This is a genomic window from Sphingobium baderi (assembly GCF_001456115.1).
In the GTDB taxonomy this organism is placed as follows: domain Bacteria; phylum Pseudomonadota; class Alphaproteobacteria; order Sphingomonadales; family Sphingomonadaceae; genus Sphingobium; species Sphingobium baderi_A.
The window spans coordinates 466,331-491,987 of the sequence record NZ_CP013264.1; the positions used below are offsets into that span (position 1 = coordinate 466,331).

Genomic DNA, 25,657 nt, shown 5'->3' on the forward strand with positions numbered 1-25,657 from the left:
CAACGCCATTTCCAACCCCGCCGGAATAGAATGTCGATTATCCCCTAGTCACCTGGAACTGAAGTAAGCTACATTGTATATGCTTCTTGTTGAGCGCAGGAGGCATGGATGGTCGGGCGTCAGGCGGACAAGTTGGTTTTGAGTGCAGCTGATCGCATGTTCCTGGAATCGCAGGTTCGGCGTCATAAGGCCCCGCGTTCACTATCGGACCGCTGCCGGATGGTACTGCTGTGCGCGGACGGGCTGCAGAGCAAGGAGGTTGCCGAGCGACTTGGGGTTCACGAGCATACGGTCGGCAAATGGCGTCGCCGTTTTGCGCAAGCCGGGATTGAAGGCCTGACCGACGAGTATCGGGCGGGCCGTCCGCGCACGGTGAGCGACGCGCAGGTGGCGCAGGTGATCGAGCGCACGCTGAACACCACGCCCAAGGACGCGACGCATTGGTCAATCCGTTCGATGGCAGCCGAGGTCGGACTATCGCACACCACCATCCGGCGCATCTGGGGCGCATTCGGTCTGCAGCCACATCGGTCGGAGACGTTCAAGCTGTCGAGCGATCCGCTGTTCGTCGACAAGGTGCAAGACATTGTCGGTCTTTACCTGTCGCCTCCGAACCGCGCGGTGGTGCTATGCGTAGACGAGAAATCGCAGATCCAGGCCCTCGATCGCGAGCAGCCGGTCCTGCCCATGGCGCCTGGTGTGCCCGAGCGGCGCACCCATACCTACGTCCGCAACGGCACGACATCGCTGTTCGCCGCGCTCGATATTGCCACCGGCGCCGTGATCGGAAAATGCTACAGGCGACATCGCGCGACCGAGTTCCTCGACTTTCTCAAGCAGATCGATGCAGCCATGCCTGAAGGCCTTGAGGTCCACCTCGTGATGGACAACTATGCCACTCACAAGACGCCCAGGATCAAGGCCTGGCTGGCACGCCGCCCGCACTGGCACGTACACTTCACGCCGACGTCGGCATCGTGGATCAATCAGGTCGAGCGCTGGTTCGCCGAGTTGACGCGCAAGCAGTTGCAGCGAGGCGTCCACCGATCAACGGCCGAACTCGAAGCCGATATCGTCGCTTTCATCACCGCTCACAACGAAAGACCCAAGCCCTACAAGTGGGTCAAATCCGCCGACGATATCCTCGCCTCGGTTAGGCGCTTCTGTCAGAAAACAATGAGCCGAACTTCGGATTCAGGTGACTAGTCCGTGAGCGCTTTGCCAGCCCGGGCCGCCGCGGGATTATCGGGATTGAACTCACCGAAACATTCGACCACCAGGTGGCTGCAGCTATATTCGCGCACCTCCTCGATCTTCCCGTCGCGTAATTGGAAGATCAGGCTGTAGGCATTGTCATAATGCTTGCCGTTTTTGAGATAGGCATCGGTTTGCGCTTCCAATACGACAAGATCGCCGTCACCGATAAGATTTACCTGTTCCATCCTGATCGGCGATTCCAGCAAGGTCGACTGCGCCTCTGGCGCCGCAGCGAACTGCTCCTTGTTCCAACGATATTTGAGCCATTCCGGGCTGCGCGCCATGGTCTTGAATAGAAAATCCTCCGTCAACAGGTCGAGAATCTTCTCATTCTGACCGCTGTTTACGGCTTCGAGCCAACGGGTTACGATCTGCTTATTCTCTTGTGTACCCATGATCGTCTTCCATTTCCGTGCAGTATGTTTCTTGCGGTCAGGCAGCCGCCATGATCTGCTCGAACTGATCCATCGTGACACCCAGTTTCTTGATGAGATCGCCCGAGTCATAATATTCGCGCCAGCCGCAGATTTTGCCATTGGCGTCTATATCGAACACGGCATTCAGACGCGTTTCGATCCGCCTGTTATCATGATTCAGCGTGACCGTGTCGGTCCGCTCGGTGAAGACATGGGAATCGCTGGAACCCATTGCATGGATGATGCAGTCGCAGTCGCTGTAGAACTCATATTGCCGTTCCAGTTCGGCCCGGATTGCCTCACGACCACGCGAAGGCACGCGCATGGGCACCAAAGGCTGGTAGAAAGCATCATCGCTGAAATATGTATCGAGGAGCTTCTTGAAGTCCGGCCGGCCCTCGTGAAAGCCGTCCAGAAATGCCTTCACATGCACCTCATGCGCTATCGTCATCCTTGCCTCCTTGCGTCCGTTTTCAACATCGGTTGGCTTGCCGGACCGCCGCCATTCCCTGTTGCAGGTTTTTCTGCATTTATCGGTATATTGCATGATGAAATTTGTTATGCATGATGTCAACCGTTCCGCACGGCCCTTCCGGCTGCTTGGAACGTCATAATCGCCAGTGACCGCGCAATGGATATAGAGGGGCATCATCCCTTTCGTGCATGCAGCCGGCACGTTGGGCTTTATTGGATAGCTGCATTTCGGATCGGCAATCGACCCGATGGTTGCAACTCACGGTTCAGAAAGAAAAAGGAGCAGGAAGATGAACAGGCTTGAAGGCAAGGTTGCGATCATAACGGGCGGCGCCGGGGGGCTCGGCTCAGCGAGCGCAAAGCGGTTCATTGCAGAGGGCGCGCGCGTCGTCGTCGCGGATCTGTTCGAAGACCGGGCGCTGGCAGTCGCCGATGCCCTTGGCCCCAATGCCGTGGGCATGTTCTATGACGCAAGTGAAGACTCCTCGATCGAAGCCGCCATCGCCAAAACGGTCGAGAAATTCGGCAGGCTCGACATTCTGTTCAACAATGCGGCGCTGACCGATCACAAGATGCACGTACAGGACAGAACGTCGATCGATATCCCGCTGGAGGTGTGGGACAAGACGATGGCGATCAATGTGCGCGGCATATTGGTCGGGTGCCGTTATGCCATCCCCCACATGATAAAGGCCGGCACGGGTTCGATTATCAACACGGCATCCGATTCCGGCTTTGCCGGGGACAATGTGCGTATCGCCTATGGCACGTCGAAAGGCGCCGTGATCACGCTGACCAAATATATCGCCGTTCAGCACGGTCGCCAGGGCATTCGCTGCAACGCCATTGCCCCGGGCGTCATCCTGACCGAACAAATGAAGGGCTTCCCGGTCCTTGCGGAAACGATCCATCGGCACGTCGTCACGCCGCGCCTGGGCGAACCGGAAGATATTGCCGCGCTGGCAGCGTTCCTGGCGGCCGACGAGTCCAGCTACATCACCGCGCAGACCATTCAGTGCGATGGCGGCCATCTCGCGCATCAGCCCCAACTTGCCGACATGATCGCTCTGGAAGCCAGCGGGCGGGGCGACGTCATCGAATAGGCAGGAACCGCTTCACGCGGACGGCCGATGATCGCGCCGTCGGCCATCCGCGTGAAATCCGCATATTATGCATACCCTTGAACTCCTTTTGCCTTCGATCTAAGGCGATGGGATGGAAGACAGCAGCATCACCGGACGCGCATATTCAATTTTGCGATCCGATATCATTTCCTGTCGGCTCTCGCCCGGAGTGCGGCTGAACATCTCGCAGCTTCAAAAGAAGCTGACGCTCAGCCAGGCTGCAGTGCGAGAGGCGCTTTCGCGCCTGGCTGCCGAAGGGCTGGTAGAAATCGAGCGCAATCGCGGCTTTCGGGTTTCCCAGGTCTCGACGACCGGCTTCCGCAAATTGACAGAAGCGCTGATGGCGATCGAACTGCCATGCTTGCGGGCCGCCATCGTCAATGGCGATCTGGAATGGGAACTCAACCTGATCGCAGCCTACCACCGCGCCCTTCGGACGCTGGAACTGGTGGTGGAGGGCAAGGAAGAACTCAATTCCTACGCCAATGAACGCCTGGCCTTTTACGAAGCCCTGCTGGCGGCTGCCGACAATCCATGGCTGCTCTGGTCCTGGCGCCTTCTATATACGCAAAATGCAAGATACCGGCAGATCTATATGTCGCTCGCGAAATTCGAGCTCGACCTCAATCCGCATCATGAGCAGATATTGAAAGCCGTCCTCGCCCGCGACGTTGATCGCGTAGTCGCGCTCAGCGTTGAGAATTACGAGAAAGTGTCCCAGTTCATCGAGGAGCAGATTCACGAGGCTTCGCCACCAAAGCCTCAAGCCCCGGCGGCAACGGCGCGGCAGCCCAATGCCTCGATAAAACCGAAAAGAACGCCGCGTCGCCCTGCCAGAGCGATCCAGACCGACTGATGCCGGCATGCGGCAGTTCGCCCCCTTGGCGTGACCGACCGCCCATCGAAAATAATTAATGGGTTCATGCATGATTATGCGCTTGACCCTTCGGTGCGCGCCTCATAGCCTCGGGCCAAGAGCGGGGATTTGAGAGGATAAGATCATGCGGGCAGCGCAGATTTCTGCCTATGGCGGGCCAGATGTCCTGAAGATAGTCGACGTGCCCGTCCCGAGTCCGGGGCCGGGAGAGGTGCTGGTGAAGGTAGCGGCCGCTGGCGTCAATCCGGTCGATTGGAAGATCAGGGAAGGTTATCTCGCAGAAGCGGCCCCGCTGACCTTTCCCGCGACGCTGGGAAATGATGCCGCTGGGACGATCGAAGCGTTGGGCGCGGACGTTCAAGGCCTTTCAATAGGCGACGCGGTCTTTGGATCACCCGGCATAACCGGCGGCTTTGCGGAGTTCGCATTGCTCAAGGTCGATCAGCTTGCCCGCGTGCCAAATGGGATGTCCCTGGTCGTGGCAGCCGCGCTGCCAGTGGCCGCCGCCACTGCGACGGTTGCGCTGGATACGGCAGAAGTAAAGGCTGGCACGCGACTTCTGGTGCATGCGGCGGCCGGCAGCGTCGGCAGCCTGGCGATCCAGTTGGCGAAAGCGCGCGGAGCCCATGTTACGGCGGTGACGTCCCGGGCCACGCAGGACCATGTTCGTGGCCTTGGCGCCGACATCGCGCTGGTTCGTGAAGAGGATTGGGCGACCCAGACGGGGCAGGTGGATGTCGTGCTGGACGGCGTGGGAGGCGCCACCCAGGAAGCGTCCTGGCCGGTGCTGGCAAAAGGCGGCATATTGGTCAGCCTGGTTCAGCCCCCGTCCGAGGAACATGCCCAAGCGCTCGGCGTGCGGGGGATGATGGTCTTCGGACACCCGACCGCAGAAGCGCTGGGGAGCGTGGCCGCCCTTGTCGCGAGTGGCCAGGTCCAGATTCCGATCGCGGGAGAGTATTCGCTCGACGCCGTCAGTGAGGCACTGGCCGTCAGCCAGTCGGGCGAGGTGGTCGGCAAACTCGTCGTCAAAATCGGCTGAACGCAGCCGGAACGCAAGAGGTAGGCATGGCTCAAACGCGGCGCGACTTGTCGCGGCTGGACGCGTGGCTTTCGTCGCACACGCAACTTGGTGCGAGCTGTCATATCGTCAGCATCGGGCAGCCGAAAACCGGCTTTTCCGCAGATACCCTGCTCCTGTCCGTTCAGAGTGAAAAAGGCGCGGCGGATATCGTCTTGCGGATCGAGCATCCGGGACGGAACATCTTTCTCGACGCTTCGATCGAGCGACAGGCCCGGATGATGGAGGCATTGGCCCAGCGAGGCGTCCCGGTGCCCGAGATCCTGGGATGGGATGTAGAAGGCACGGTTCTCGACGCGCCCTTCCTGGTGATGTGCAAGACGGACGGCGCATCCTTGCCGCAATATCCCAGCTATCATGTGGCCGGTCTGCTGATCGAGCTGGACCCGGTGGAGCGCGCCCGCGCATGGCGCCAATCGCTCGAGACGATGGCGCAGATCAATCGCCTGGACTGGCGCGACGGCTTCGATTTCCTTCTGTCACCGCCCTACGGCGCGCCGGGACTGGAGCATTATCTGGGCTGGATCGCTGCATGGCGGAATCTGGCGTGCAAAAAATCGCATCCGGTCATCGATCAGGCGATGGCCTTCCTTCGAGACAATCGGCCGCCCGTGGCGGACATCGGCCTGCTCTGGGGCGATTCCAATCCCGGCAATCTGCTGTTTGGGCCGGACGGGTCGGTCACGGCAGCGCTGGATTTCGAAGCAGCATCCGTCGGCCCCGCTGAAATCGACCTGGGCTGGTGGTTCGTGGTGGACCGGATGCTGGCCGCCGGAAATCCGCTCCCGGCGGGCATGCCGAACCGGGATGAGCAGGTTGCGATATTTGAACGGGCCCTTGGCCGTCCGGTCGCCGATCTGGCCTATTTTGAAGTGCTGGCGGCTCTGCGGATGGCGCTCGTCATAGCGCGGACGGCGGACATCCTCATCGAGGCGGGCGCTCTTCCTGCAGACAATCAGGTGGCGGTCTACAATCCGGCGGCGTCGATGCTCGCTGGCCTGCTGGGCATTGCCCATGACGGGCGCATGGATCACTATATGGGCATGGTTCAAGCCATGAATCAACGATGAGGGACTGCCTCAAGGATAATGCATAATTATGTTCGACATTGACGATCTGAGGTGATAGGTCGATTGTGTGGCAGTAGGGAGAAGCGGCGATGAAGGTTTCATTTCTGGGGATGACGTCCTATGACGGCCCGGCTCCAGGAATAGAGATTTGGCCCGCTTCTCCGAGCTATTGCGATCCATCGGTGGCACAGGCATCGGTTGAACGATGGCTGGATTTGTGCTGCCTGGCAGAGGATTTGGGCTTCGACTGGATCAGCTTTTCCGAGCATCATTACGCACCCTATCAGATGACGCCTAACCCCGTTGTGCTCGCGGCGGCCGCCAGCCAACGCATCAAGCGCGCGAAAATCGCACTTCTTGGCCCGCTCGTGCCGCTCAACAATCCAGTGCGGCTGGCGGAAGAGCTGGCGATGCTCGACATCCTCACCGGCGGGCGGTTGGTGACCCTGTTCCTGCGCGGCACCCCCAATGAACATGGCACTTACGATACACCGTCCGACCAGACCCGTGGGATGACCCAGGAGGGCATCGACCTTATCCTGAAAGCCTGGCGCGAGAAGGAGCCGTTCGCCTGGAAAGGCGAGCACTATAATTTCAGCACCATATCGACCTGGCCTCGTGTGATACAGCAACCGCATCCGGTGGTCTACGGATCGGGGAACAGTGAAGAGTCGATCGCCTTCGCCGCCGAGCGCGGCTTAGGGATCGCCTTCTCCTTTGCTCCGCCCGAGGTGGTGAAGAACTGGGTGGAACTCTATCACGCACGGGCGGCCGTTGCCGGATGGACGCCGACGCCCGACCATGTGATCTATCGCGGCCTTGCCTATGTCGCGCCGACAGACGAGCAGGCTGCTGAGCACATGAAAGCACATTTCGGTGCAATGGCAGAGCAGCAGTCGAGAATTCAGTCGAAGACCATGGGCGGCCCTCCGGTCGTTCCCCTGATCCTCCAGCCCTATTTCCTGGGGTCTCCGGAAACGGTGATTGATCGCTTCGCGACGCTGCGCGACTGCGGCGTCGGCGTCACCGATCTGGTGTTCACGATCGGATCGCACGCACAGCAGGAAGCGGCTATTCGCCTGTTCGCCTCGTCAGTCCTCCCCACGTTGCATGCCTGGGATGTGGACAGTTCGCAGGAACAGAAGGCCGCCGCCGCACGCTAGGGCCGATCGAACTTCCTTGCTGGTCACGAAGATGACGTCGGTCCGGCCGTCCAACCACTGCCGATATTATCAGCGCATTTTCAGCACCACGCGAAATCGGGCTTTGCCGCTCATCATGCGATCATAGGCCGCCTGGGCTTCCTCGAACGGGAAGATTTCATTCATTGAACTCACGTTGTTGAGTTTACTGAAAGCGAGCGTGTCCTCGGAATCCGCGGCCACGCCCGAATACCAGCCCTTCACCGCCGCGCGCTTGCCGAGCAGATCCAGTGTATCGACCGGGAAGGTTCCGACTGCCCCGATCACCATCATCACGCCGTTAGGGCCCAGCCCTCCCACGATGGCCCGCATGGCGTCCGCACTGGTAACGGTTGCAATGATCGCGCGTGCGCCGCCCATCTGCTGCAATATCTGCGCGACATCGCCATCCTCGCTGTCGATATAGTCATGGGCGCCCAGCTTCCGCGCGAGTTCTTCCTTGCCGCGGCCGCGATTAACCGCAACGGTGCAAAAGCCAAGCCGCCGGGCGAATTGAATGCCCAGATGACCCAGCCCACCGACGCCATGAATGACAACGAGATCGCCAGGCCCCGCCCCGCAATTGCGTAACGCATTGAAGGTAGTGATCCCGGCACAGAGGAGCGGTGCGGATTCGATCTGGTCGAGATCGGTGGGGACATGGGCAACGGCGGTGGCATCGGCAACGAGGTGGGTCGCGTAGCCACCATCACGGGTGACGCCGGTAACGGCCTGTATGACCTCACATGCGAAGGCTTCGCCCCGGCGACAGCGAACGCAATGGCCGCAAGAGCCACCGAACCAGCCCACCCCGGCACGGTCGCCGACCTGCCAGCCGCCAACATTGCTTCCAACGGCAGCCACAATTCCAATCACTTCATGTCCCGGAACGCGCGGATATGCGATGCCGGGAACATGACCTTCGACCGTCAGTGCATCGCTGTGGCATACGCCGCAGGCATGAACCTCGATCAATAGTTCGCCGGGAGCCGGGTTGGGAATGTCACGCTCAATACGTTCGAATTTGCCGCCCGCATGCGGCACCGCCATCGCGATCATATTGGGCATTGGGGCTTCCTTCCGGCCAGAATCCATCATCGTTATAGGACTTACCGGTGTCTCATGCCACGTAGATCGCCAAATCCGCAGAACCGGCCATCCTCCAGTTATCGGTCAAGAGAAGGCCGATCAGCGGGACCAGCTTCTATCATTTCTATCATGGCGACCATGGCGGTCGTGCCGATCATGCCTGTGGTCCCGGTCATGGCCATGGTGCCGATCGCTGTTATAGCCCGGTCGTCCGTCACGGCAGGCCGATACCGAAGCGCCCGTCAGCACCAGCGTCGCGATAACCGCGACATTCATTCCACGCATCTTCATCTCTGTTCTCCTTGTGCAAGCTGAACCATTCGGGGCAACGTGCGGTTCCGGCGATGGAGTGACGAGGCGCCGCTGAGCACGCTCGCCGCCGGTGGGCTTTTGAATCAGTGAAATTGCCATCGAAAGCCTCCCAACCTCCCGCCTTTCGGCCAGCCGAGTCGCATCGGCCAAATTTACGGGGTGCCGCATATGTCCTTGTTTGATGTGCGGAACGAATATGCACTGGCTCCATCCCCAAACCGGCCATCCCTTCACCTTATGACAAGGTTGTGCGCTGGTGCCGCCTGTATTAGGTGAAGCGGATTCGTATGGACCCGGTGAAATTCCGGGTGGCTATTCCGGCCGCCGATCCGCCGGACAACGTGCGTCGCATGGCCGGATGACATACCGCCACATCTCTTCGCGACATGCCTGAATTTTCGGCTGGTCCCTCCTGATGAATGCACAATCTCTTTCACGTTACCGCGCCCAATGGTTTAGCGGCGCGGGCAATGCACGCCGCGACATATTGGCCGGAATGGTCGCCACCTTCGCGCTGATTCCAGAAGTTATAGCCTTCTCCTTCGTGGCAGGCATCGACCCGGAAGTGGGACTGTTCGCCTCCTTCATGATCGGTATCGTGATCGCCTTCACGGGAGGGCGCCCGGCGATGATCTCCGGCGCGGCCGGATCAGTCGCGCTGGTCGCAGCCGCGCTGGTCCACAGTCATGGCCTGCAATATCTGCTGGCCGCCACCCTGCTTGCCGGACTGTTGCAGATCGCCTTCGGCCTCATGAAGCTGGACGTGCTGATGCGTTTCGTCTCGCGATCCGTACGCACCGGCTTCGTCAATGCGCTTGCGATCCTCATCTTCTCGGCACAGGTGCCCCAGATGCTGAATGTCAGCTGGCACAGCTATGCCATGATCGCGGGCGGTCTCGCGATCATCTATCTGGTGCCAAGGGTGACAACCGTCATTCCCTCGCCTCTCATCTGCATCGTCATACTGACCGCGATCAGCCTGGTCTTTCCTATGCCGATCCACACCGTTGCGGACCTTGGTCGCCTGCCCGCTTCATTGCCTTCCTTCACGCTCCCGGCGATTCCGTTCGAATGGGAAACGCTCAAGGTCGTGGCCCCCTATGCCCTTGCCATGGCAGCAGTCGGCCTTCTTGAATCGATGATGACCGCCAGCGTCGTCGATGATCTTACTGAAACCACCAGTTCAAAGGCGCAGGAATGCACCGGCCTGGGCCTTGCCAATGTGGCCGCGGGGCTGTTCGGCGGCATCGCTGGCTGCGGCATGATCGGCCAGACGGTGGGCAATGTCCGCTATGGTGGGCGCGGGCGGCTCTCCACGCTGGTCGCGGGCCTGTTCCTACTTGTCATCATGGTGCCGCTCCGCCCATGGGTGGCGCAGATTCCCGTGGCCGCGCTGGTAGCGATCATGATCATGGTGTCGATCAGCACCTTCTCCTGGGGGTCGTTCCGCGACCTCGCGCTCCATCCCAAGGTTTCAGGCGTCGTTATGCTGGCAACGGTGGTTGTAACAGTCGCAACCCACGACCTCTCGGCCGGCGTCGCGGTCGGCGTGTTGCTCAGCGGCGTGTTCTTCGCCTTCAAGGTGACGCGTTTGATGCGGGTTACATCGCACCATGATGAGGAAGCCGACACGCGAACCTATACGGTGTCAGGCCAGATATTCTTCGCCAGCGCCGATATTTTCGCGGATCAATTCGATCTGCGCGATACCGTGCGCCGCGTGCGAATTGACCTGACCGCCAGCCATTTTTGGGACGTCACCGCCGTTGGCGCGCTCGAGGACGTTGTGACCAAGATGAGACACCATGGCATTGCTGTCGAGGTGGTCGGCCTGAACGAGGCCAGCGCCATATTGGTCGATCGTCTCGCTCCCAATGTCGGCGGAGCCGTCCCGTAACGGACGGCCCGAGAGGCATTGGGGAAAGCGGCTATTGCGGGTCTTTTTACGCCGCCTAATTATCGCGTGAGAAGACCTGCTGCTCATCAGTCATGAAGAATATATTATAGGGCCTGTCGCAGAAGCGTTCTTCGTCTGCGCTCAGGATGGCCATCCCTTCGGCATCCGCGAAAAGATCGTCGGCTATCTCCATCGATTTGAACCAGATTTCCGGACCGGCATCGAAATCATATTCAGCGTCGGGATTGCGGTAGGTCTGAAGTACGTGATTCTGGATATAACGTACAGTCCGGTTCTTGTTGATCGACGCCCCAACATCGGCGTGCAGCGTCAGATAATATTCATGGGCGAACGCGCGCGTAAAGCGCGGCAGTCGCTTAAAGAAGGAAAACATCTTAAGCGGCAGATGGGACTTGTCGCGATTATACATCCATATTTCATCGACGAGCAGATGGGTGGCTTTGGCAATATGTGATGTATCCGCGAACAAATCCTGAAAAGCGGGCGTCGACAGCAATGTCTGTGGATCATCATGATTGTCGAAATAGTAACAGCCGACGCCCGCCCAATCCTGCGGCGTGAAGCCCTCCCCGCTACGGACGTCTTTCGGCACGACATGATGATGAACAGCCCGGGATAAGGAATCGGCACAAAGCGGTAGTGCACGAAGCTGGGGAAGGAAGATGTCTCGCCAATAACTGCGGAACTGCTCTGCGGAAACGTCCGGCGACCGTTTTATCAACGTCATCAGTTTGGCCATGATCTCTACCCAATTCTCATTATTATCCGAGGTTCCAAGTGGACCTCGCCTCAGATGACGCCATCGTTCCAGTCGATCTTCACATGGTGTGGAGCATCGACAAAAGGCACGCAAGGCGCGCCATAGACCTCGATGGCGGCTGCCGCCTCCGTCAGCCCAAGCGCCAGTTGAAACAGCGCATGTTCGGGCGCCGGAAGATCATGATCGGCAGGAAAGCCATCCAGGTAGGAAAGGATATCCCTGATCCTGGGTTCCATCGCGTCATAGAAGGCGCGCAGCTCTTCCTGACGGGAGGCCTGCCGTTGGAGATAGCGCGCTTCCGCCGTTTCGAGCGGACCCCAGATCGGGACGAAAGACTGCAAATCGGCAAAGGCTGCGGGCAGCGCCTGGTTGAAATTGGCCATGAGTTGCGCTCCTATTCCGCTGCCAGGACCATGGGGGTCGCATGGCTGCCATTGACGATGCTTTCCAGCACCGCGGCCTGGTGGCGGCAGATCATCTCGTAAATCCCGAACTGGATGAATGGCTTCGCGCCTGACTCCATCGCCGTATGTTGCTTTTCCGTGCAGGCGATATCTTCGCTGGAGATGTCACGGTTGAACGCGACGCTCGCTTCCATGCCGAAACGCTCGGTCCATGTCTGCGGAGCCTTGGCGAAATGGTAATGCGCCTCCCAGCGAAAGCTGTCGGGCGAAATCGGCCAGTAATGCATCGTCCAGAACCCGTGCATCGCAAGGCTGAGGATACAGTTGGGAAAGATGGATATCTGTTCGTTGCTCCAATCCTCATCCTGCGTCGGGTTGAGGCCGGCGACGTCGAAAGCCCCCCGTTCCGCCGCATCGGCGACTGTCACCTGCGGCACGGCCTCGAATATCAGCTTCTGGATGGGCTTGCTCTCCGGCACGACGAAATCCGGGTTTCGCGTGTTGGACGTTCGCCTGTGGGGGCCATAAACGTCGAGCGAGACGAAATGAACGTGCGGATTTTTCTGCGAACACACCATATCCTTGGCGCTGTCGGCATGCAGCGCCCGGACATGATAGCCCTCGCTGGCGGCGTCGAACCCCGCTTTCCAGTTGGACTGGACCACGCCCGAAAGCCGGGCGGTATAGCGGAACCGGTCGAGAGGCGTATCCTCGAGCAGGTCCATGACTCCACCGAGGAAATCGCGCAGGGTTTGCGCGGGTTCGGGATCGAGATTGATGAAGATGAGGCCCTTCCAGACTTCGATCGCAATCGGGGTCAGGCCGGAGGTTGCAAAATCCAGGTCAGGGAAGGAAGCGGCCCGGTCAGGCACGCCGCGAAGACGACCATCCGACGCATAGCTCCAGGCATGATAGGGACAGACGAACTGGGAGTCGCATCCCTGCTCGCCCCAAACCAGCTTCAGCGCGCGGTGGGAGCAGACATTATGGAAAGCACGGATGATCCCGTCCTGGCCCCTGGCTATGAGTATCGACGCCTTTCCGGCTTCGACATCCCGGACGATCCAGCTGCCAGGTTTCGGCACGTCGGATTCCAGGCCAACATTGAGCCAGACGCGACGGAAAACTTCCATTTCCTGATCGAAGCGATTCTTCGACAAATAGGTGTCCGAAGCAACCTTGCCCGTGCGGATTATATCTTCATCGGGGTGCATCCTGCCCAAGCCGACATCGAATTCGGCCAGGGCCTTCTCCACATCCAGCTCCATCATCCTCACTCCTGTGCGTGTCACTTATACGAGCCACTTCCGTCAGGATGCACGGCAGCGCAGGATTCTCCAAGCGCCATCCCTTCAGGGCCTCGATTCCTAATCTATGCATAATATTCCACTATAAAAAGGAAACAAGGTATTATTTTTAATTTGCATTCCGGCCGACGAAGGAGAAGTTTGAGGTCCAACGAATGCGAGTCGCGCCACAGAAGCGTGAACAGCCGACGGAGTGGGTTTCATGCAAGTCAGTCGTCAGTCAGCGCGGGAAGCAAGCGGTCCGCCTCCTGGGCCTGGATGGCGCGGCGCTGGTTATCATCGGATTGTTTGCTTCCCCGCCTGGCCTCTGTGGCGCAGGTTCATAGCGGTCTTGGGCGCTCTCACAATCGCGCTCACACTGTTCGCAAGCGGTATCAGCCTCCTCACCGCCAATATCGGCTTCGTTGTATTGAGCCATCATATCCTGCAGCGCTGAAGTATAACAGCACGACAATCTACACCCCAGGTCAACAAGGAGCGGATTATGGACGACAGGCTTGAATTTCTCCGTAAGCGCGCATGTGACGCTATGATCGCGCTGGCCGAAAACCGGTGGGCCGATGCAGACGAAGCTTTCCATCCACACGCCACATGGTGGATCATCGGACAAGGTGAACTGTCACATGCCCGAGTCCGCGCTCTGGCGACCGAGACGGAAGGTCAATTAACCAAGCATGACCTGCGCGTAATGGGAACGGTCGCTGAAGGGAACAAGGTTGCCGTCGAACTCCGGGGCGACATGGCCTTCCCCGACGGCCGAACCTATTGCAATACTTATCACCATGTCGTCGAATTCGAAGGCGACCGTATCATCAGGCTGCACGAATATTTCGATACCTTCTACGTCCGGCAGGTCTTCGGCGGAGACCTTTACGAGCGCAAGATCGAAACCGCTGCCAAGCAACCGATTTAATCAGGACAAGTCCATGCCAGTGCCGATCGGGAGCGTGACGGAGATCTGCTTCGTCACGGAAAATATCGAGGCCGCTGTCGACCGGTGGGCAAAGACTACCGGCGCGGGTCCGTTCATCGTCATGGCGTTCGAGCCAAGTCCAGGGAACCGCTACCGGGGCGAACCGGCCGAGGATGCGTTTCGGGCCGCGATCGGTTTCCTGGGGACGACTTTAATTGAATTGCTGCAACCAGCGAACGCTGCACCGTCCATCATTCGCGAAGTGCTGGACGTGAAGGGCGAAGGCGCGCTGCATCACATCTACCCAAGCATCAAGCCGCTGGATGCCGCGGCCTATGACGCCCAGTGCGAGGCGTATCGAGCGAGCGGATTTGTAGAAGCGCTCTCCCTGCACTTACCCGGAATGGGGCGAAACGCATTCTTCGACGCGCGCGATACGATCGGCTGTTTTCTGGAAGTGCTCGAGTTCGATCGCATCGCATATGACGCTATTACCGAACGGCTTCACGCGCTGCATCTGAACTGGAATGGCGAGGAGCCACTTCGCTCCATCGAAGCGCTCTTGGCGGGCTGATCGAGCCGGCAAAGCCAAGCTGCCATCGCTTCTATGACGACTTCAACGAGAACAGAGCTCCCGTGAAAACGGCTGGGCCTCTGTCAAAATGAGTGAGAGAGAGAATTTGAACATGCAGCATAACAGACTGTTTAAGCGCCTCCTATCCGGCTCCGCCATGGTAGCGATCACCGCACTGGCGATGGCGGAATCGGCCTCCGCCCAAGCGGCGGGAGAAACTTCGACCGCAACGCCCCAGGCGACATCTACTGCATCTGAAGACCAACTCCAGGATATCGTGGTCACGGCGCGGCGCACAAGCGAAGCGCTGCAAACCACGCCTGTGGCAGTGACAGCCCTTAGCGGCGAAAGCCTTGTGCAGCGCCAGATCGCCTCGGTCTCGGATCTTGGCCGCACGGCGCCCAGCCTGAGCGTGGGCGGCGGCGGCACCGGTCCCGGCTCGCTGGTCTTCCTGGCGATCCGTGGTCAGGCTCAGAACAGCCCAACATCCTTTTCCGACGCATCGGTTGGAATCTATATCGACGGCGTATACGTGGCGCGCCCGGTAGTGGGCAATTTGGGTTTTCTGGACATGGCGAGCGCCGAAGTCCTGCGCGGCCCGCAGGGGACGCTGTTCGGTCGCAATACCACGGGCGGCGCCCTCAACCTCACATCGCAAAAACCGACCGACCGTTTCGAAGGTTATGCAAAGCTGGGCACGGGCAATTATGGCCAGCGGCTTGTCGAAGGCGTTGTCAACATTCCCTTGACGGATGAACTCGCTACCCGCTTCGCGGGTCGATACGACCGTCATGCCGGCTATTTCAAAAATCCCTTCCTTGGACGCCGGCAGGGCGATGTCGATGGCGAATATTATCTCCGCGGATCGCTGAAGTGGGAACCGACGTCGCTGCCGGTGACGCTGAACATCATCGGAGATTATACCCATTATCGGGATCATGGCGCTGGCGTTTCCACCGTCGCCATCAACCCCGACGGCGCGCTCGCGTCCTTTTATGCCCTTTCCCAGGCGGGAACACCGGGTTATGAGAATTTCAACTTCGGCAATGCCGGGCCGATTACCCAATATCTGAATCCGCAATTCGTGCCTGCCGATCAGCGTCAATTCCTCCTGTCGAACAGCTGGCGCACGGTCTATGGCGCGCCCCAAACGGGCAACCCAAAGATCGACAACCCCTTCAGCCTGACCAAGGCGGGTTCGATTACCGCGAATCTCGACATCGATCTGGGTGACGTTTCGATCAAGTCGATCACGGGCTATCGCAAGTCGCACAGCGCCAACAGCCAGGATCTGTCGGGAACGCCAACCGGCGTGGGTGGCTTTGTGAGCATCTACCACAATCATCAGTTCAGCGAGGAACTGCAGCTTTCCGGGAGTCTGGGTCGTCTCGATTATATTGGCGGCATCTACTACTTCCGTGAATCAGGTACGGAGGAAACCCAATCGGCGATCCTGTACAATACTCCCGCAGAGAATTTCCGTGGTAGCCTCGCCAACTATTATGCCGAGTCCAAGGGTGTGTTTGCACAGGTGAACTACAATGCCACGGATTCACTGCGTATCACGGGAGGCATACGGTACACCTGGGATACGCGCTTCATAAATCGTCATGGCGTTGACGATTATCGCGCCGCAGATCCAATCTGTTCCGGCGGGATCAATGCCGGGCTGCCGGCGAGCGTTGCTCCCTGCGACCCCCCCAACAAGGTGAAATTCAAGTATCCCGCATGGACGGCAGGCATTGATTATAAGCTGTCACCGGACATTTTTGTCTATGCCAAGACCAGCGGAGCGTCGATGTCAGGCGGTTATAATGGCCGACCCGTGCCACCGGAATATTCAAGCGCCTTCGACCCCGAGCATGTCAAGGACGTTGAGGTTGGCATCAAGGGCGAATTTCTTAACCGCCGGCTGCGGACCAACTTTGCGTTTTTCCATGCCTGGCAGTCGAAGGTCCAGCGCATCGTCACCACAACATTTGTCGACGGCGACGGGCAGACCCAGCTGACCCAGTTTGTCAGCAATTCCGGCAAGGTTCGCACCTATGGCGTCGAGTTTGAAGGCACGCTGATCCCGTGGCGGGGCATGGAGTTGACCGGCAGCGCCGCCTATCTGCACGCGGCGTATGTCAGGGGCAGTCGCACGGAGAACCAGCTTGTCAACGGTCTGGTTGTTCCGGTCGATCGTTCGGGGGAGCCTGTAACCCAGGCGCCCAAATATACCGCGAACGCTGGCGCAACGCAGACCTTCGACATCGATAGCGGCAAGCTGGCGTTCCATATCGATTATGCCTATACTGCGGCACGCTATTTCGATTACTTTACCACTGGCGATCCGGCACAGGCGGCAGCGGTTGCGATCGGTAATGAATCTGCGCGAAATAAGGCTTATTCTCTAGTGAACGGCCAGATTTCCTTACAGATGGATTCGGGCATCGAATTTGCAATCTGGGGCAAGAATCTGGCCAACGAGAAATGGTTCAGCAACGCCTTCAACAGCTATACGGGCTTGGGGTCCAGCGAGCAGTTCCCCAGTGCTCCGCGCACCTATGGCGGCACCGTGACGGTGCGATTCTGATTGAAGAATGCCGCCACCCGGTGGGTGGCGGCAGCGATGTTCCTACCGGAAAGCGATGATGTGCCGGCCTGCGGCTTATCCATCGGTTCCGGCGCAGTCGCTTGCCATGCGTTCAACGTCTTTCAGGAACATTTCGACATTTTCTTCAAAACACTGATCTAACGATTCCTGGGATTCCGACGGGTCGGCGCTGCGTGCATTGCTCTCCTCGTAAAGCACGCTGCCCATCACGATGACGGCAAATCGAACAAAGACGTGATAGACTTTTTTCTGCGGTATGCCGGCATTTGTCAGCGCAGCATGGGCCGTGGCGTGGAACCACTTCGTATAAGGTTGCTGCAATACGTCGCAGCCTTGCGCCAGAACTACATCCAGCACACCTGGAAACGGCTTATATGCCTGGTGCAACGCGCCGGCCATCGCACGCAAGGTCTCGTCCCATGGCTTGTCCCGGACGTCGGGCATGCAGGCGTCCAGAATCGTTTCGACCAGAATTTCGAGCATGCCCTGCTTGTCAGTCACATGACCGTAAAGAACCTTCGGGGACACGCCCAAAGCCGATGCCACGGGTCGCATCTGAAGACCCGTCACGCCTTCGTGGCGCGCGATGTCCAGCAAGGTCGCGGCCAGTCTTTCGCGATCAAGCACCGGCCCGTCCTCAATCCGCGGTCGCCCCCGCCGGTTCGGCTTTCTTTTTTCCAGGGATATGCCGCCGCTTTCCAAATCCCTCGATTTCGCTAAGTTCACTTTACCCGTCCCTTTCGATCACGGGATTGTAACAGGTCTTCGTAGATAAGAGCTATAGCCGCAGTGCAAGCGGAGGGCCGCAAATCTCCAACACGCAAGCAAGGTTTCCCGCTAGAGAGACGGATTTTCGATGATATCCGCATAAGTGGGTTGATGCGCTAACATGCCTCCGTCGCAGCATATGACCTGACCCGTGATGAACGATCCGTCATCCGAAGCAAGAAATGCGACAAGCGCCGCCATATCCTCGCCTCGCCCATAGCGCGGCAATGGGGTGTGACGCGCACTGACCGCATGCAAATCTGGAAAGCGCGCCTCCAGTTCGGGGTCGGTGATGAGGCCAGGCGACACCGCATTGCAGCGGATATTCTCGCGGCCATGCTGGGTTGCAATGTGCCGCGTTAGCGCGTTGATCGCAGCCTTCGACGCGCCATAGGCGATCCGCGCGCTGTCACCGGCCAGGGCCGCGTTTGACGAAGTATTTATGATGACGCCGCCACCCACTGCCCGCATGTGGGGGATCGCATGTTTGCATGCGACGACATAGCCGCGGACATTGACTTCCATGGTTTTGTCCCAAGCCGGCAATGATATGTTCACCACATCAGTGTCGCTGTTCAGGAAATCTACGTCGAGCAAGGCGGCGTTATTGTGGAGAATGTCGATCCGGCCGAAGCGCTGGACTGTCGTTTCGACCATGGCCCGGATCGATTCCGGTTCTCCGGCATCGAATATGAAGGGCAGAGCGCAATCGCCAATGTCTCTGGCCACGCTTTCGGCCGCTTCTCGCGACCGATCGGCGACGATCACTTTCGCGCCCTCGCTTGCCAGCCTTCGCGCAGTCGCGGCTCCGATGCGACCGCCGCCGCCCGTCACGATCGCTACCCGTCCGTCCAAACGCTCCACAGGCATTTCCTTCTCAATTGTTCTTTTGCATTTTGCAGAACGAAGAATGGTGCGGAGCGTTTGCCAGCCATATGCGGACAACATTGAGGCGCATCATCATTCATGCAATTTCAGGCTATCGTGCATGATATACCACATCAAGCCTAAAGCTGCATTGCAGCGATGACTGTGATGAAGCGGTCCTGACAGGATTGCCCCTGATCGATCTGAATGAAAAATAATCCTGATATATGAATATACTACGCCTAGCTTTGGCATCAACCGATCATGCTATGCATAATCATAGATGACATATATGATATTGAAAACGATGCGAGAGTCGATCCACTATCTGTTGATCAAGGGAGAGAAGCGATGAACGGCACTCATGCAAGCCAGGACACCCCCGCGACTTCCAATGGAACACGATCTGGGTCGATGGACCAGATTGCCGCGATGCGGCCTGTGCCCGCCGGTCGATATACTGATCCACGCTTCCATGATCTGGAAATGGAACATCTGTGGCGAAGGACGTGGCTGCATGCCGGCCATGTCAGCGAGTTGCCTGATAACGGCTCCTACAAGCTTTTTGAAAAGGTCGGCCTGTCGATCATCATCAGTCGTGGCGGGGATGGCGAGGTGCGTGCGTTCCATAATATCTGCCGGCACCGCGGGTCGGCATTGTTGCTGGAGCCCAAAGGAAACGCTCGCCGGTTCGTCTGTCCCTATCACGCCTGGGGCTATGATTTTGAAGGCAGGCTGAAGTCCGTGCCCGAGCAGCAGGACTTCCCCTGCCTTGACAAGGCGGAGCATGGGCTGATCCCTGTACGGTGTGAGGTCTGGCGCGGCATGATCTACCTGAATCCGGACCAGCGCGCCGAACCTCTGGCGGATTTTCTAGCGCCGATGGCAGCGCAGATGGAAGATTTCCCGCTTGAGGAAATGGAGGTCAAGCAGTGGATCACTGTCGAGATGCCATGCAACTGGAAGGTCGCCTACGACAATTTCCTGGAAATTTATCACGTCAACACGGTGCACGCCGTATCGCTGGCACCCTATCTTGATTCCAAAAGCTTCGATGTGACCCTGCTACGCAATGGCCATGCCCGTTTCCTTACCCGCAAGAAGCAGGGTGAAACCGTTTTCCAGACCGACAGGACCGCCGACGGAGAAACCGCTCAGCAATTCAGGGAAGCAACCATGGGCCTGCCCTTCTTCCCAAATGGCTTCACGGCGCTGGATCCCGTCGGATTTGCCTGGCAGACTTTCTGGCCGGTGAGTCCGAACACGAGCGTTATGGAGGCGCCACTGTTCGGCTGGAAGAGCAACGGGAAGGCCGACGCAGACTTCTGGCAGGACATGCGCCGCAATACCGAAGCGATCCTAGCGGAGGATCTGCGACTCTTCGCCAGCCTGCAGCGCGCGGCGGCAAGCGGCCTGATGCCGGGAGTATTAATGGGACGTCAGGAGCGTGCGTTATATTGGTATCATCAGGAAATTGACCGCAGGATAGGCGCAGAACATATTCCTGAAGAGCTGAGGATAATTCCAGCACTGACCTCTACGTCCGAGGCCTGAGCGTTCCCCTCCCATGGTATGACAAGCCCCGCCAGCGCCAATCATTACGGCAATGGCTGGCGTCGGCATTGATCGAGAAGGATGAGCGATGACTGAAGATGAAATGATTGCGCGTGGGAAGGAGATTTTCGAAAAATGCTATGGCGACGTTATTGCACCGCCTCCCGTTATCGAGAGCAAGGCTCTGTCCGGCTTGGCCATGAAGATGTTCAACGACATCTGGGGCAATGAAACACTCAGCTTTCGTGACAAACGGTTGATCGTCCTGGGCATCATCGCCGGATTGGGCGCGGATTCCTCTCTTTTTGAAATCCACTCCAAATCAGCGTTGCGTAACGGGGAGTTGAACGCGGATGAACTGCAAGCCGTCCTGCTGACGGCTTTGCCTTATGTCGGCTTTCCTCGTATTTCGCCTTTGGTACGCATCATCGACAACGCTATTGCCGAGCATGGCAGCTAGTCGCTCTACCATTTATTCATTATATAAGAATAATCACTTATTCTTATAAGTATATTGAATATCCACGGCTTGAGATTAATGTCCGACGACAAATGCCCGCCGCCCCGCAGCAGCGGGGAGACAAGCAGCGTCAGGACGGAGGATCAAATGGCTACCACTGCTCAGGCAATACCCGCGCATATTCCGTCAGAGAGAGTGCGTGAATGCCGTCTCTTCGACCGTGAAATCACATACGATAATCCCTATGATGCGGTCATTCCGCAGATCCACGCAGGCCCCGACATATTCTATGCGCGCAACGTGCTGCAAGGGCCCGTGCCCGGCTGGGTCATTCGTCGCGCTGCCGATATTCGCGCGATCTACAACGACACGGAAAATTTCTACAAGCAGGGGAATACTCAACTCGCGAGCTTGATCGGTGAAGATTGGGACATCATCCCGACCGAACTGGATCCTCCCCGCCACTCGGGATTCCGCACGGCTCTCAATCCGGGCTTTTCGCCTGCGAAAATGGCCGCTCTGGATGGACGCGTTCGTGAACGCGCCCGCCATTACGTCGACAGGTTCAAGGACAAGGGCCGTTGCGAATTCGTGAAGGATTTCGCTATTCCCTTTCCGGTCACGATCTTTCTGGATTTGCTGGACTTTCCGCTGGCCGAAATCGACCAGTTCCTGGAATGGGAAAATATATTGTTGCGTAGCAACGACAATGGCAGCCGTGCGATCACCGTGCGGGCGGTCAAAACCTATTTGCTGAAAGCGATCGCCGATCGAAAGAAGAATCCGGGTGACGATCTGATCAGCAAGACGCTCCAACTGGAAGTGGATGGACGGCGTTGGACCGATGAGGAAGTGTTCGGCCATTGCATGAATCTCTATCTGGGCGGCCTGGATACCGTGACCGCCAATCTGGGTCTGCATTTTCATCATCTCGCCACCCATGCCGAAGATCAGGAGATGCTGCGCGCCCAGCCCTCGAAGGTAGTCGTCGCCATCGAGGAACTGCTTCGCGCCTATCCAGCCGTCACCACCCTGCGGATATGCCGCAATCCCTATACTCTGGATGGGGTGACGATCATGCCCGGCGATTATGTCGCCATGTCAACCCCGCTGGCTGGCCGCGACCCCGATCTATATGATCAGCCCAACGAAGTGAGGCTGGACCGCAAGCCTTCCCATTTGACCTTGGGCTTCGGCATTCATCGTTGCCTCGGCCAGCATCTCGCGCGCAGAGAGCTTCAGATCGCCATGCAGGAATTCCTGGCCGCGATCCCGTCCTTTTCCATAGAGCCCGGCTTCAGGGTTCCCTTTTTCCTGGGCAATGTCATTCATGTGGAGCAACTGCGGCTCGTCTGGTGACACTATTTGGCCATGGGCGGTGTGTGCCGCGTCGTTGCAGTCGGATCAGGCATCCACCGTGACCGGCATCTTGCGCATGGCCTTGAGGATGAAAAGTAGACCAAGCTCTTCCATATAATGTCCGGCCTGATCCTGCGTCATGTCCTTTGACATCATCTTTGCGATGAAACGCCCGAAGGAAATCGAACCGTTGGTCATGACATTGATCAGGATCAAGAGATCGTCGGTTTCGATATCGTCCGAAAAGTCGCCGGCTTCGCGCCCCCGTTCGATGATCTTTTCCAAGCATGCCACAATCTTGCCAACCAGTTGCGGCCACTGTTTGTAATAGATTGGGTGTTCGTCATTTTCCTGTTGCTGGGCAAGGTCCAGAATGACATGCCCGCCGTTGCGCTTCTGTATATCGAAGAGGCGGCTGACGAACAGAGACAGCGCGTCAATGGGCGGCAGGCTATCATAATCCTGCCTGATCAAATGGGCTTCATGACGTCGCGAAATATCGTCCAGCACCGCCTGATAAAGGCCATGCTTACTCTCAAAATAGCGGTAGACGAGCTGCTTGCTGCAGCCGGAAAGCCGGGCAATTTCATCCACCCGACCTGCAAGCAAGCCATGAGCCGAAAACTCCTGCTCCGCCGCGTCCAGGATGCGGGCGATCGTCACGGCGCTGTCGCGTTTCATTCCGTCCGTTTCATACATTCCAGCCTGCAGGTTGACTCGAGGTCAACAAATGCCGTTGGAGTTGACTCCTATAATTATGCATAACGTCCCCCATAATTAGAAACAAGCGGGATGAGGAATGCACGGGGAAACCTATGACCGGCGTGAGGCCTGGAAGCCGGCGCCGCGCCCTGAATGGATGGCGAAGCTGAACGCTCTTGGCGAAGGCCTGGATGTCAGGGCGATCATTCCGCTAAAGCCAGAATCCCTGATCGCCCAAGCGATTGAATCCACTGGTCTTGAAGATTTCGGCGAAGGCGATTGGCGGCAGCATCTTGAGGTTCTGGCGCATGCCCTGGATGACGAGGCCGATCTCCATTTCGCCGGCAGATTGCTGACTCGATGCGAGTTGCTGATGTATCTTCAGGCCCGGTTGCGGATGGTCGCGGCCGCCAAGACGTCGCCCGAGATCGTGCAGAGGCCGATCGACCGCCCGCTGTTCATCACCGGCTATGCGCGTTCGGGTACGACGATACTGTTCGAGGTGCTGGCGCAGGATCCGCAGTTTCAGGTCGTCACCAAATCGGAGGCGCTGTTTCCCTGTGCACCGTCAGAGGTGGGAAGCACTGACGTAGAGGACCGAAACGCGCGCGCTGCCTCTTACAACGACCTGCTTGAAGAAATGACCCCCGAATTCAAGTCAGCCCACAAGTCTGGCGCGGAACTCCCGGTGGAGAGTCTGGAAACTGAATATCCGGCCTTCCTGTCCGACGTCTTCACGATCGCTTTTCAGATTCCGTCATATGCTCGTTATCTGGAGACGCAGGATCTGACCCAGACACTGGAGTGGCAGAAGCTCACGCTGCAAGTTCTCCAATCGCAGCATCAGGGGCGCCACTGGCTGATGAAAAGCCCATCGCACCTCCCTCACCTTCGCAAGATACTGCAGGTCTTTCCCGACATGCGCGTGATCTTTACGCATCGGGACCCCCTGGTGACGGCAGACTCCGTCGTGAGCGTCATGGGCACATTATACTGGCTGAGAACCGACAATCCCTGGGGCAATGGCGGACGCGAAAGTTGGTCGCTATCTTCGGCGGTGGATCGCGCTGCGGCTTGGGACGAAGTGATCGCCCTGATCGAAAGCGGCGATCTGCCGCGCGGCCGCTTCGCCAATTTTCACTATGCGGAATTCATGACCGATCCCATGGCGTCGATCAGAAAGATCTACGATGATCTCGATATGCAGCTTTTGCCAGAAGTCGAGCAGAATATGCTCCAATTTTTGGAACAAAAGACGAAAGGTAAGTTCGGTAAACATGAATATGAGCTAACACCTCATCACGTCGTCCAAGATGAAAGAAATGTTTACGCAAGATATGAGGCATTTTTCGGCGTAATGCCTGAAATTTCTGAGTAATCATCAACATATTTTTGATTGGCCATGTGTTTCGGCCGATCCAAGCCTGGGGCGAAGCCATGACGGAACTTGCAATCGGCGATGCAATCAAGCGGTGGGATGCCTTCTGCACCGGGCTTATGCACGCTGGGCGGGACATATTGATGACCGCGGAACAGGCCGACGCCGTCTCGCAGGCAGAGGGGCTGCGTTATCTAACGCGGTTACTGCGGAGCGGGATCGAGAAGTTCGTCGAATATTCCGATCCGCAAGACCCCTTTCTCGCCAATGTATATAACGAACATCTCAAATGGGGCCTGGACAATCCCGACAGTCTCTACGCGCTCGCATATGTGGACGGGACGCGAGAATATGAGATTGTCGGCAATGTCGGCAGCGTAAACTATTTCAACTTCACCACGGCGAAGATGTCGTTGAACGCCAAGTATGAAATCACCGGCGTGCTGGACGGTCCCGATGTTCAGACCGACGCCGACGGAAATTTCAGAGTCGTTCTCAGCAGCAAAAATCTAGAAGCGAACGGCGTCCATATGGACCCCGAAACCAACAGCGTGATGGTGCGGCAAACCTTCGCCGACCGTTCCAGCGAAAGGGAGATGTCCTTCAAAATCGCGCCGATCGGCAAAATCATGCAGGCTCCTCCGCTGCTGACCGAAGCTTTGGCCCGGTCGGAGCAGGCGCAGTCCTTCTTCGAGAACACCGGGCGTACTTTTCTCAACCTGGCGGCCGCGATGCGGAGGAAGCCCAACACGCTTCCCCGCGTCGATCAGGATTTCATGCTGTCGTTGGGCGGAGATCCCAACTACGCCTATTTCTGGGGGTCATTCGACCTTGCGGAAGGTGAGGCGCTGGCCATCCAGTGGCCCGAGGTACCGGTGCATGAAGCATGGAACCTGTGTCTCTACAATTTCTGGCTCGAGTCCCTCGACTATACGAAGGGCCGTATCCTCCTCAACAATAATCAGGCCATCGCGAATGCAGACGGCAGCATGACGCTTGTTGTGTCCGACCAACGACCCGCTGCGGGCAACTGGCTCGAAACGCTGGGGCATGTCCAAGGCCACATGATGTCGCGCTGGATTCATCCCGCCAAACTAGTCCTGCCCCAAACCAAGGTCATACGCCTTGCGGACGCCGATTGGGATGCGCTGACGCGGCGGTGGCCGGAATGACGTAATTATTACAATGCTTTGAACAAACACGGGCAAAGACC

25 protein-coding genes and 1 other annotated feature are annotated in these 25,657 nt (G+C 58.1%); of the genes, 15 read left to right on the forward strand and 10 right to left on the reverse strand.

Annotation, left to right across the window (positions count from 1 at the left end; all coding sequences use genetic code 11):
- The first annotated feature begins 108 nt into the window (after window positions 1-108).
- A complete protein-coding gene (locus ATN00_RS02430; protein WP_019052766.1) occupies window positions 109-1,206 on the forward strand; it encodes an IS630 family transposase in 1,098 nt (365 codons plus the stop codon).
- Here ATN00_RS02430 and ATN00_RS02435 read toward each other — a convergent pair.
- Window positions 1,203-1,652: a nuclear transport factor 2 family protein gene (locus ATN00_RS02435; protein ID WP_062061639.1), complete on the reverse strand. Its 450-nt coding sequence runs from the start codon at window positions 1,650-1,652 to the stop codon at window positions 1,203-1,205. The two genes, ATN00_RS02430 and ATN00_RS02435, sit on opposite strands and share 4 nt — an antisense overlap.
- A 37-nt stretch (window positions 1,653-1,689) precedes the next feature.
- Window positions 1,690-2,124, reverse strand: a complete 435-nt coding sequence (locus ATN00_RS02440) for a nuclear transport factor 2 family protein (RefSeq protein ID WP_197413652.1) — start codon at window positions 2,122-2,124, stop codon at window positions 1,690-1,692.
- 313 nt (window positions 2,125-2,437) lie between these two features.
- Between ATN00_RS02440 and ATN00_RS02445 the strand changes: the two genes are divergently transcribed.
- The 5 genes from ATN00_RS02445 to ATN00_RS02465 all read left to right on the forward strand — a co-directional run bounded on the left by ATN00_RS02445 (window position 2,438) and on the right by ATN00_RS02465 (window position 7,462).
- The gene (locus ATN00_RS02445; protein WP_062061646.1) at window positions 2,438-3,250 is read left to right on the forward strand and encodes an SDR family NAD(P)-dependent oxidoreductase; all 813 of its coding nucleotides are present in this window, start codon (window positions 2,438-2,440) and stop codon (window positions 3,248-3,250) included.
- 112 nt (window positions 3,251-3,362) lie between these two features.
- Complete coding sequence (locus tag ATN00_RS02450; RefSeq protein WP_062061649.1) at window positions 3,363-4,127, forward strand: GntR family transcriptional regulator; 765 nt, start codon at window positions 3,363-3,365, stop codon at window positions 4,125-4,127.
- A 145-nt stretch (window positions 4,128-4,272) separates the two neighbouring features.
- Window positions 4,273-5,190: an NADP-dependent oxidoreductase gene (locus tag ATN00_RS02455; RefSeq protein WP_062061652.1), complete on the forward strand. Its 918-nt coding sequence runs from the start codon at window positions 4,273-4,275 to the stop codon at window positions 5,188-5,190.
- 26 nt (window positions 5,191-5,216) lie between these two features.
- On the forward strand, window positions 5,217-6,299 hold the full coding sequence (locus ATN00_RS02460; protein WP_062061655.1) for a phosphotransferase family protein: 1,083 nt from the start codon (window positions 5,217-5,219) through the stop codon (window positions 6,297-6,299).
- An 89-nt stretch (window positions 6,300-6,388) separates the two neighbouring features.
- Entirely contained in the window at window positions 6,389-7,462 is a 1,074-nt protein-coding gene (locus ATN00_RS02465; protein WP_062061658.1) for an LLM class flavin-dependent oxidoreductase, read from the forward strand.
- A gap of 69 nt (window positions 7,463-7,531) precedes the next feature.
- Here the strand turns inward: ATN00_RS02465 and ATN00_RS02470 are convergent, their stop codons facing one another.
- Both ATN00_RS02470 and ATN00_RS02475 read right to left on the reverse strand, forming a co-directional pair.
- Entirely contained in the window at window positions 7,532-8,548 is a 1,017-nt protein-coding gene (locus ATN00_RS02470; RefSeq protein WP_062061661.1) for an alcohol dehydrogenase catalytic domain-containing protein, read from the reverse strand.
- A 120-nt stretch (window positions 8,549-8,668) separates the two neighbouring features.
- Window positions 8,669-8,860, reverse strand: a complete 192-nt coding sequence (locus tag ATN00_RS02475; protein WP_062061663.1) for a hypothetical protein — start codon at window positions 8,858-8,860, stop codon at window positions 8,669-8,671.
- 307 nt (window positions 8,861-9,167) lie between these two features.
- Window positions 9,168-9,223, forward strand: a sequence feature (sul1 is cis-regulatory element that is thought to sense ions involved in sulfur or methionine metabolism; They are found in Alphaproteobacteria).
- 73 nt (window positions 9,224-9,296) lie between these two features.
- Here ATN00_RS02475 and ATN00_RS02480 point away from each other — a divergent pair.
- Entirely contained in the window at window positions 9,297-10,778 is a 1,482-nt protein-coding gene (locus tag ATN00_RS02480) for a SulP family inorganic anion transporter (protein WP_062061667.1), read from the forward strand.
- A 55-nt stretch (window positions 10,779-10,833) separates the two neighbouring features.
- On the opposite strand, the gene ATN00_RS02485 is transcribed toward ATN00_RS02480, so the two are convergent.
- From ATN00_RS02485 to ATN00_RS02495, 3 genes are all read right to left on the reverse strand, one after another.
- Window positions 10,834-11,526, reverse strand: a complete 693-nt coding sequence (locus ATN00_RS02485) for an EthD domain-containing protein (protein WP_197413653.1) — start codon at window positions 11,524-11,526, stop codon at window positions 10,834-10,836.
- Between the two features lie 62 nt (window positions 11,527-11,588).
- Window positions 11,589-11,942: a hypothetical protein gene (locus ATN00_RS02490; RefSeq protein WP_062061673.1), complete on the reverse strand. Its 354-nt coding sequence runs from the start codon at window positions 11,940-11,942 to the stop codon at window positions 11,589-11,591.
- Between the two features lie 11 nt (window positions 11,943-11,953).
- Complete coding sequence (locus ATN00_RS02495) at window positions 11,954-13,234, reverse strand: aromatic ring-hydroxylating oxygenase subunit alpha (protein WP_062061676.1); 1,281 nt, start codon at window positions 13,232-13,234, stop codon at window positions 11,954-11,956.
- Window positions 13,235-13,754: 520 nt separating this feature from the next.
- On the opposite strand from ATN00_RS02495, the gene ATN00_RS02505 reads away from it, so the two are divergent.
- The 3 genes from ATN00_RS02505 (at window position 13,755) to ATN00_RS02515 (ending at window position 17,335) form a co-directional block, all read left to right on the forward strand.
- On the forward strand, window positions 13,755-14,183 hold the full coding sequence (locus ATN00_RS02505; RefSeq protein ID WP_062061683.1) for a nuclear transport factor 2 family protein: 429 nt from the start codon (window positions 13,755-13,757) through the stop codon (window positions 14,181-14,183).
- Between the two features lie 13 nt (window positions 14,184-14,196).
- Entirely contained in the window at window positions 14,197-14,757 is a 561-nt protein-coding gene (locus tag ATN00_RS02510) for a VOC family protein (RefSeq protein WP_062061686.1), read from the forward strand.
- A gap of 112 nt (window positions 14,758-14,869) precedes the next feature.
- Complete coding sequence (locus ATN00_RS02515) at window positions 14,870-17,335, forward strand: TonB-dependent receptor (RefSeq protein ID WP_062061690.1); 2,466 nt, start codon at window positions 14,870-14,872, stop codon at window positions 17,333-17,335.
- A 75-nt stretch (window positions 17,336-17,410) separates the two neighbouring features.
- Here the strand turns inward: ATN00_RS02515 and ATN00_RS02520 are convergent, their stop codons facing one another.
- Together ATN00_RS02520 and ATN00_RS02525 are read right to left on the reverse strand one after the other, a co-directional pair.
- On the reverse strand, window positions 17,411-18,082 hold the full coding sequence (locus ATN00_RS02520; RefSeq protein ID WP_156415204.1) for a TetR/AcrR family transcriptional regulator: 672 nt from the start codon (window positions 18,080-18,082) through the stop codon (window positions 17,411-17,413).
- Between the two features lie 111 nt (window positions 18,083-18,193).
- A complete protein-coding gene (locus ATN00_RS02525; RefSeq protein WP_373886126.1) occupies window positions 18,194-18,988 on the reverse strand; it encodes an SDR family NAD(P)-dependent oxidoreductase in 795 nt (264 codons plus the stop codon).
- A gap of 417 nt (window positions 18,989-19,405) precedes the next feature.
- On the opposite strand from ATN00_RS02525, the gene ATN00_RS02530 reads away from it, so the two are divergent.
- The 3 genes from ATN00_RS02530 to ATN00_RS02540 all read left to right on the forward strand — a co-directional run bounded on the left by ATN00_RS02530 (window position 19,406) and on the right by ATN00_RS02540 (window position 22,364).
- Entirely contained in the window at window positions 19,406-20,545 is a 1,140-nt protein-coding gene (locus ATN00_RS02530; protein WP_062061703.1) for an aromatic ring-hydroxylating oxygenase subunit alpha, read from the forward strand.
- Window positions 20,546-20,633: 88 nt separating this feature from the next.
- Window positions 20,634-21,005: a carboxymuconolactone decarboxylase family protein gene (locus ATN00_RS02535; protein ID WP_062061707.1), complete on the forward strand. Its 372-nt coding sequence runs from the start codon at window positions 20,634-20,636 to the stop codon at window positions 21,003-21,005.
- A 147-nt stretch (window positions 21,006-21,152) separates the two neighbouring features.
- A complete protein-coding gene (locus tag ATN00_RS02540) occupies window positions 21,153-22,364 on the forward strand; it encodes a cytochrome P450 (RefSeq protein WP_062061710.1) in 1,212 nt (403 codons plus the stop codon).
- Between the two features lie 45 nt (window positions 22,365-22,409).
- Here the strand turns inward: ATN00_RS02540 and ATN00_RS02545 are convergent, their stop codons facing one another.
- Window positions 22,410-23,045, reverse strand: coding sequence for a TetR/AcrR family transcriptional regulator (locus ATN00_RS02545; protein ID WP_197413654.1), 636 nt, complete (start codon window positions 23,043-23,045; stop codon window positions 22,410-22,412).
- Window positions 23,046-23,163: 118 nt separating this feature from the next.
- Here ATN00_RS02545 and ATN00_RS02550 point away from each other — a divergent pair, with 118 nt between their 5' ends.
- Together ATN00_RS02550 and ATN00_RS02555 are read left to right on the forward strand one after the other, a co-directional pair.
- Complete coding sequence (locus ATN00_RS02550; RefSeq protein WP_062061715.1) at window positions 23,164-24,444, forward strand: sulfotransferase family protein; 1,281 nt, start codon at window positions 23,164-23,166, stop codon at window positions 24,442-24,444.
- Between the two features lie 59 nt (window positions 24,445-24,503).
- On the forward strand, window positions 24,504-25,616 hold the full coding sequence (locus ATN00_RS02555) for a DUF1214 domain-containing protein (RefSeq protein WP_156415205.1): 1,113 nt from the start codon (window positions 24,504-24,506) through the stop codon (window positions 25,614-25,616).
- Window positions 25,617-25,657: the final 41 nt, after the last annotated feature.

Coding starts and splice junctions, on each gene's coding strand:
- ATN00_RS02545 (WP_197413654.1), bottom strand. CDS start 23,045: ATGAAACGCGACAGCGCCGTGACGATCGCCCGCATCCTGGACGCGGCG.
- ATN00_RS02550 (WP_062061715.1), top strand. CDS start 23,164: ATGCACGGGGAAACCTATGACCGGCGTGAGGCCTGGAAGCCGGCGCCG.
- ATN00_RS02485 (WP_197413653.1), bottom strand. CDS start 11,526: ATGACGTTGATAAAACGGTCGCCGGACGTTTCCGCAGAGCAGTTCCGC.
- ATN00_RS02450 (WP_062061649.1), top strand. CDS start 3,363: ATGGAAGACAGCAGCATCACCGGACGCGCATATTCAATTTTGCGATCC.
- ATN00_RS02495 (WP_062061676.1), bottom strand. CDS start 13,234: ATGATGGAGCTGGATGTGGAGAAGGCCCTGGCCGAATTCGATGTCGGC.
- ATN00_RS02535 (WP_062061707.1), top strand. CDS start 20,634: ATGACTGAAGATGAAATGATTGCGCGTGGGAAGGAGATTTTCGAAAAA.
- ATN00_RS02555 (WP_156415205.1), top strand. CDS start 24,504: ATGACGGAACTTGCAATCGGCGATGCAATCAAGCGGTGGGATGCCTTC.
- ATN00_RS02475 (WP_062061663.1), bottom strand. CDS start 8,860: ATGAAGATGCGTGGAATGAATGTCGCGGTTATCGCGACGCTGGTGCTG.
- ATN00_RS02510 (WP_062061686.1), top strand. CDS start 14,197: ATGCCAGTGCCGATCGGGAGCGTGACGGAGATCTGCTTCGTCACGGAA.
- ATN00_RS02490 (WP_062061673.1), bottom strand. CDS start 11,942: ATGGCCAATTTCAACCAGGCGCTGCCCGCAGCCTTTGCCGATTTGCAG.
- ATN00_RS02455 (WP_062061652.1), top strand. CDS start 4,273: ATGCGGGCAGCGCAGATTTCTGCCTATGGCGGGCCAGATGTCCTGAAG.
- ATN00_RS02430 (WP_019052766.1), top strand. CDS start 109: ATGGTCGGGCGTCAGGCGGACAAGTTGGTTTTGAGTGCAGCTGATCGC.
- ATN00_RS02530 (WP_062061703.1), top strand. CDS start 19,406: ATGGACCAGATTGCCGCGATGCGGCCTGTGCCCGCCGGTCGATATACT.
- ATN00_RS02460 (WP_062061655.1), top strand. CDS start 5,217: ATGGCTCAAACGCGGCGCGACTTGTCGCGGCTGGACGCGTGGCTTTCG.
- ATN00_RS02505 (WP_062061683.1), top strand. CDS start 13,755: ATGGACGACAGGCTTGAATTTCTCCGTAAGCGCGCATGTGACGCTATG.
- ATN00_RS02540 (WP_062061710.1), top strand. CDS start 21,153: ATGGCTACCACTGCTCAGGCAATACCCGCGCATATTCCGTCAGAGAGA.
- ATN00_RS02435 (WP_062061639.1), bottom strand. CDS start 1,652: ATGGGTACACAAGAGAATAAGCAGATCGTAACCCGTTGGCTCGAAGCC.
- ATN00_RS02470 (WP_062061661.1), bottom strand. CDS start 8,548: ATGCCCAATATGATCGCGATGGCGGTGCCGCATGCGGGCGGCAAATTC.
- ATN00_RS02480 (WP_062061667.1), top strand. CDS start 9,297: ATGAATGCACAATCTCTTTCACGTTACCGCGCCCAATGGTTTAGCGGC.
- ATN00_RS02445 (WP_062061646.1), top strand. CDS start 2,438: ATGAACAGGCTTGAAGGCAAGGTTGCGATCATAACGGGCGGCGCCGGG.
- ATN00_RS02515 (WP_062061690.1), top strand. CDS start 14,870: ATGCAGCATAACAGACTGTTTAAGCGCCTCCTATCCGGCTCCGCCATG.
- ATN00_RS02440 (WP_197413652.1), bottom strand. CDS start 2,124: ATGACGATAGCGCATGAGGTGCATGTGAAGGCATTTCTGGACGGCTTT.
- ATN00_RS02465 (WP_062061658.1), top strand. CDS start 6,389: ATGAAGGTTTCATTTCTGGGGATGACGTCCTATGACGGCCCGGCTCCA.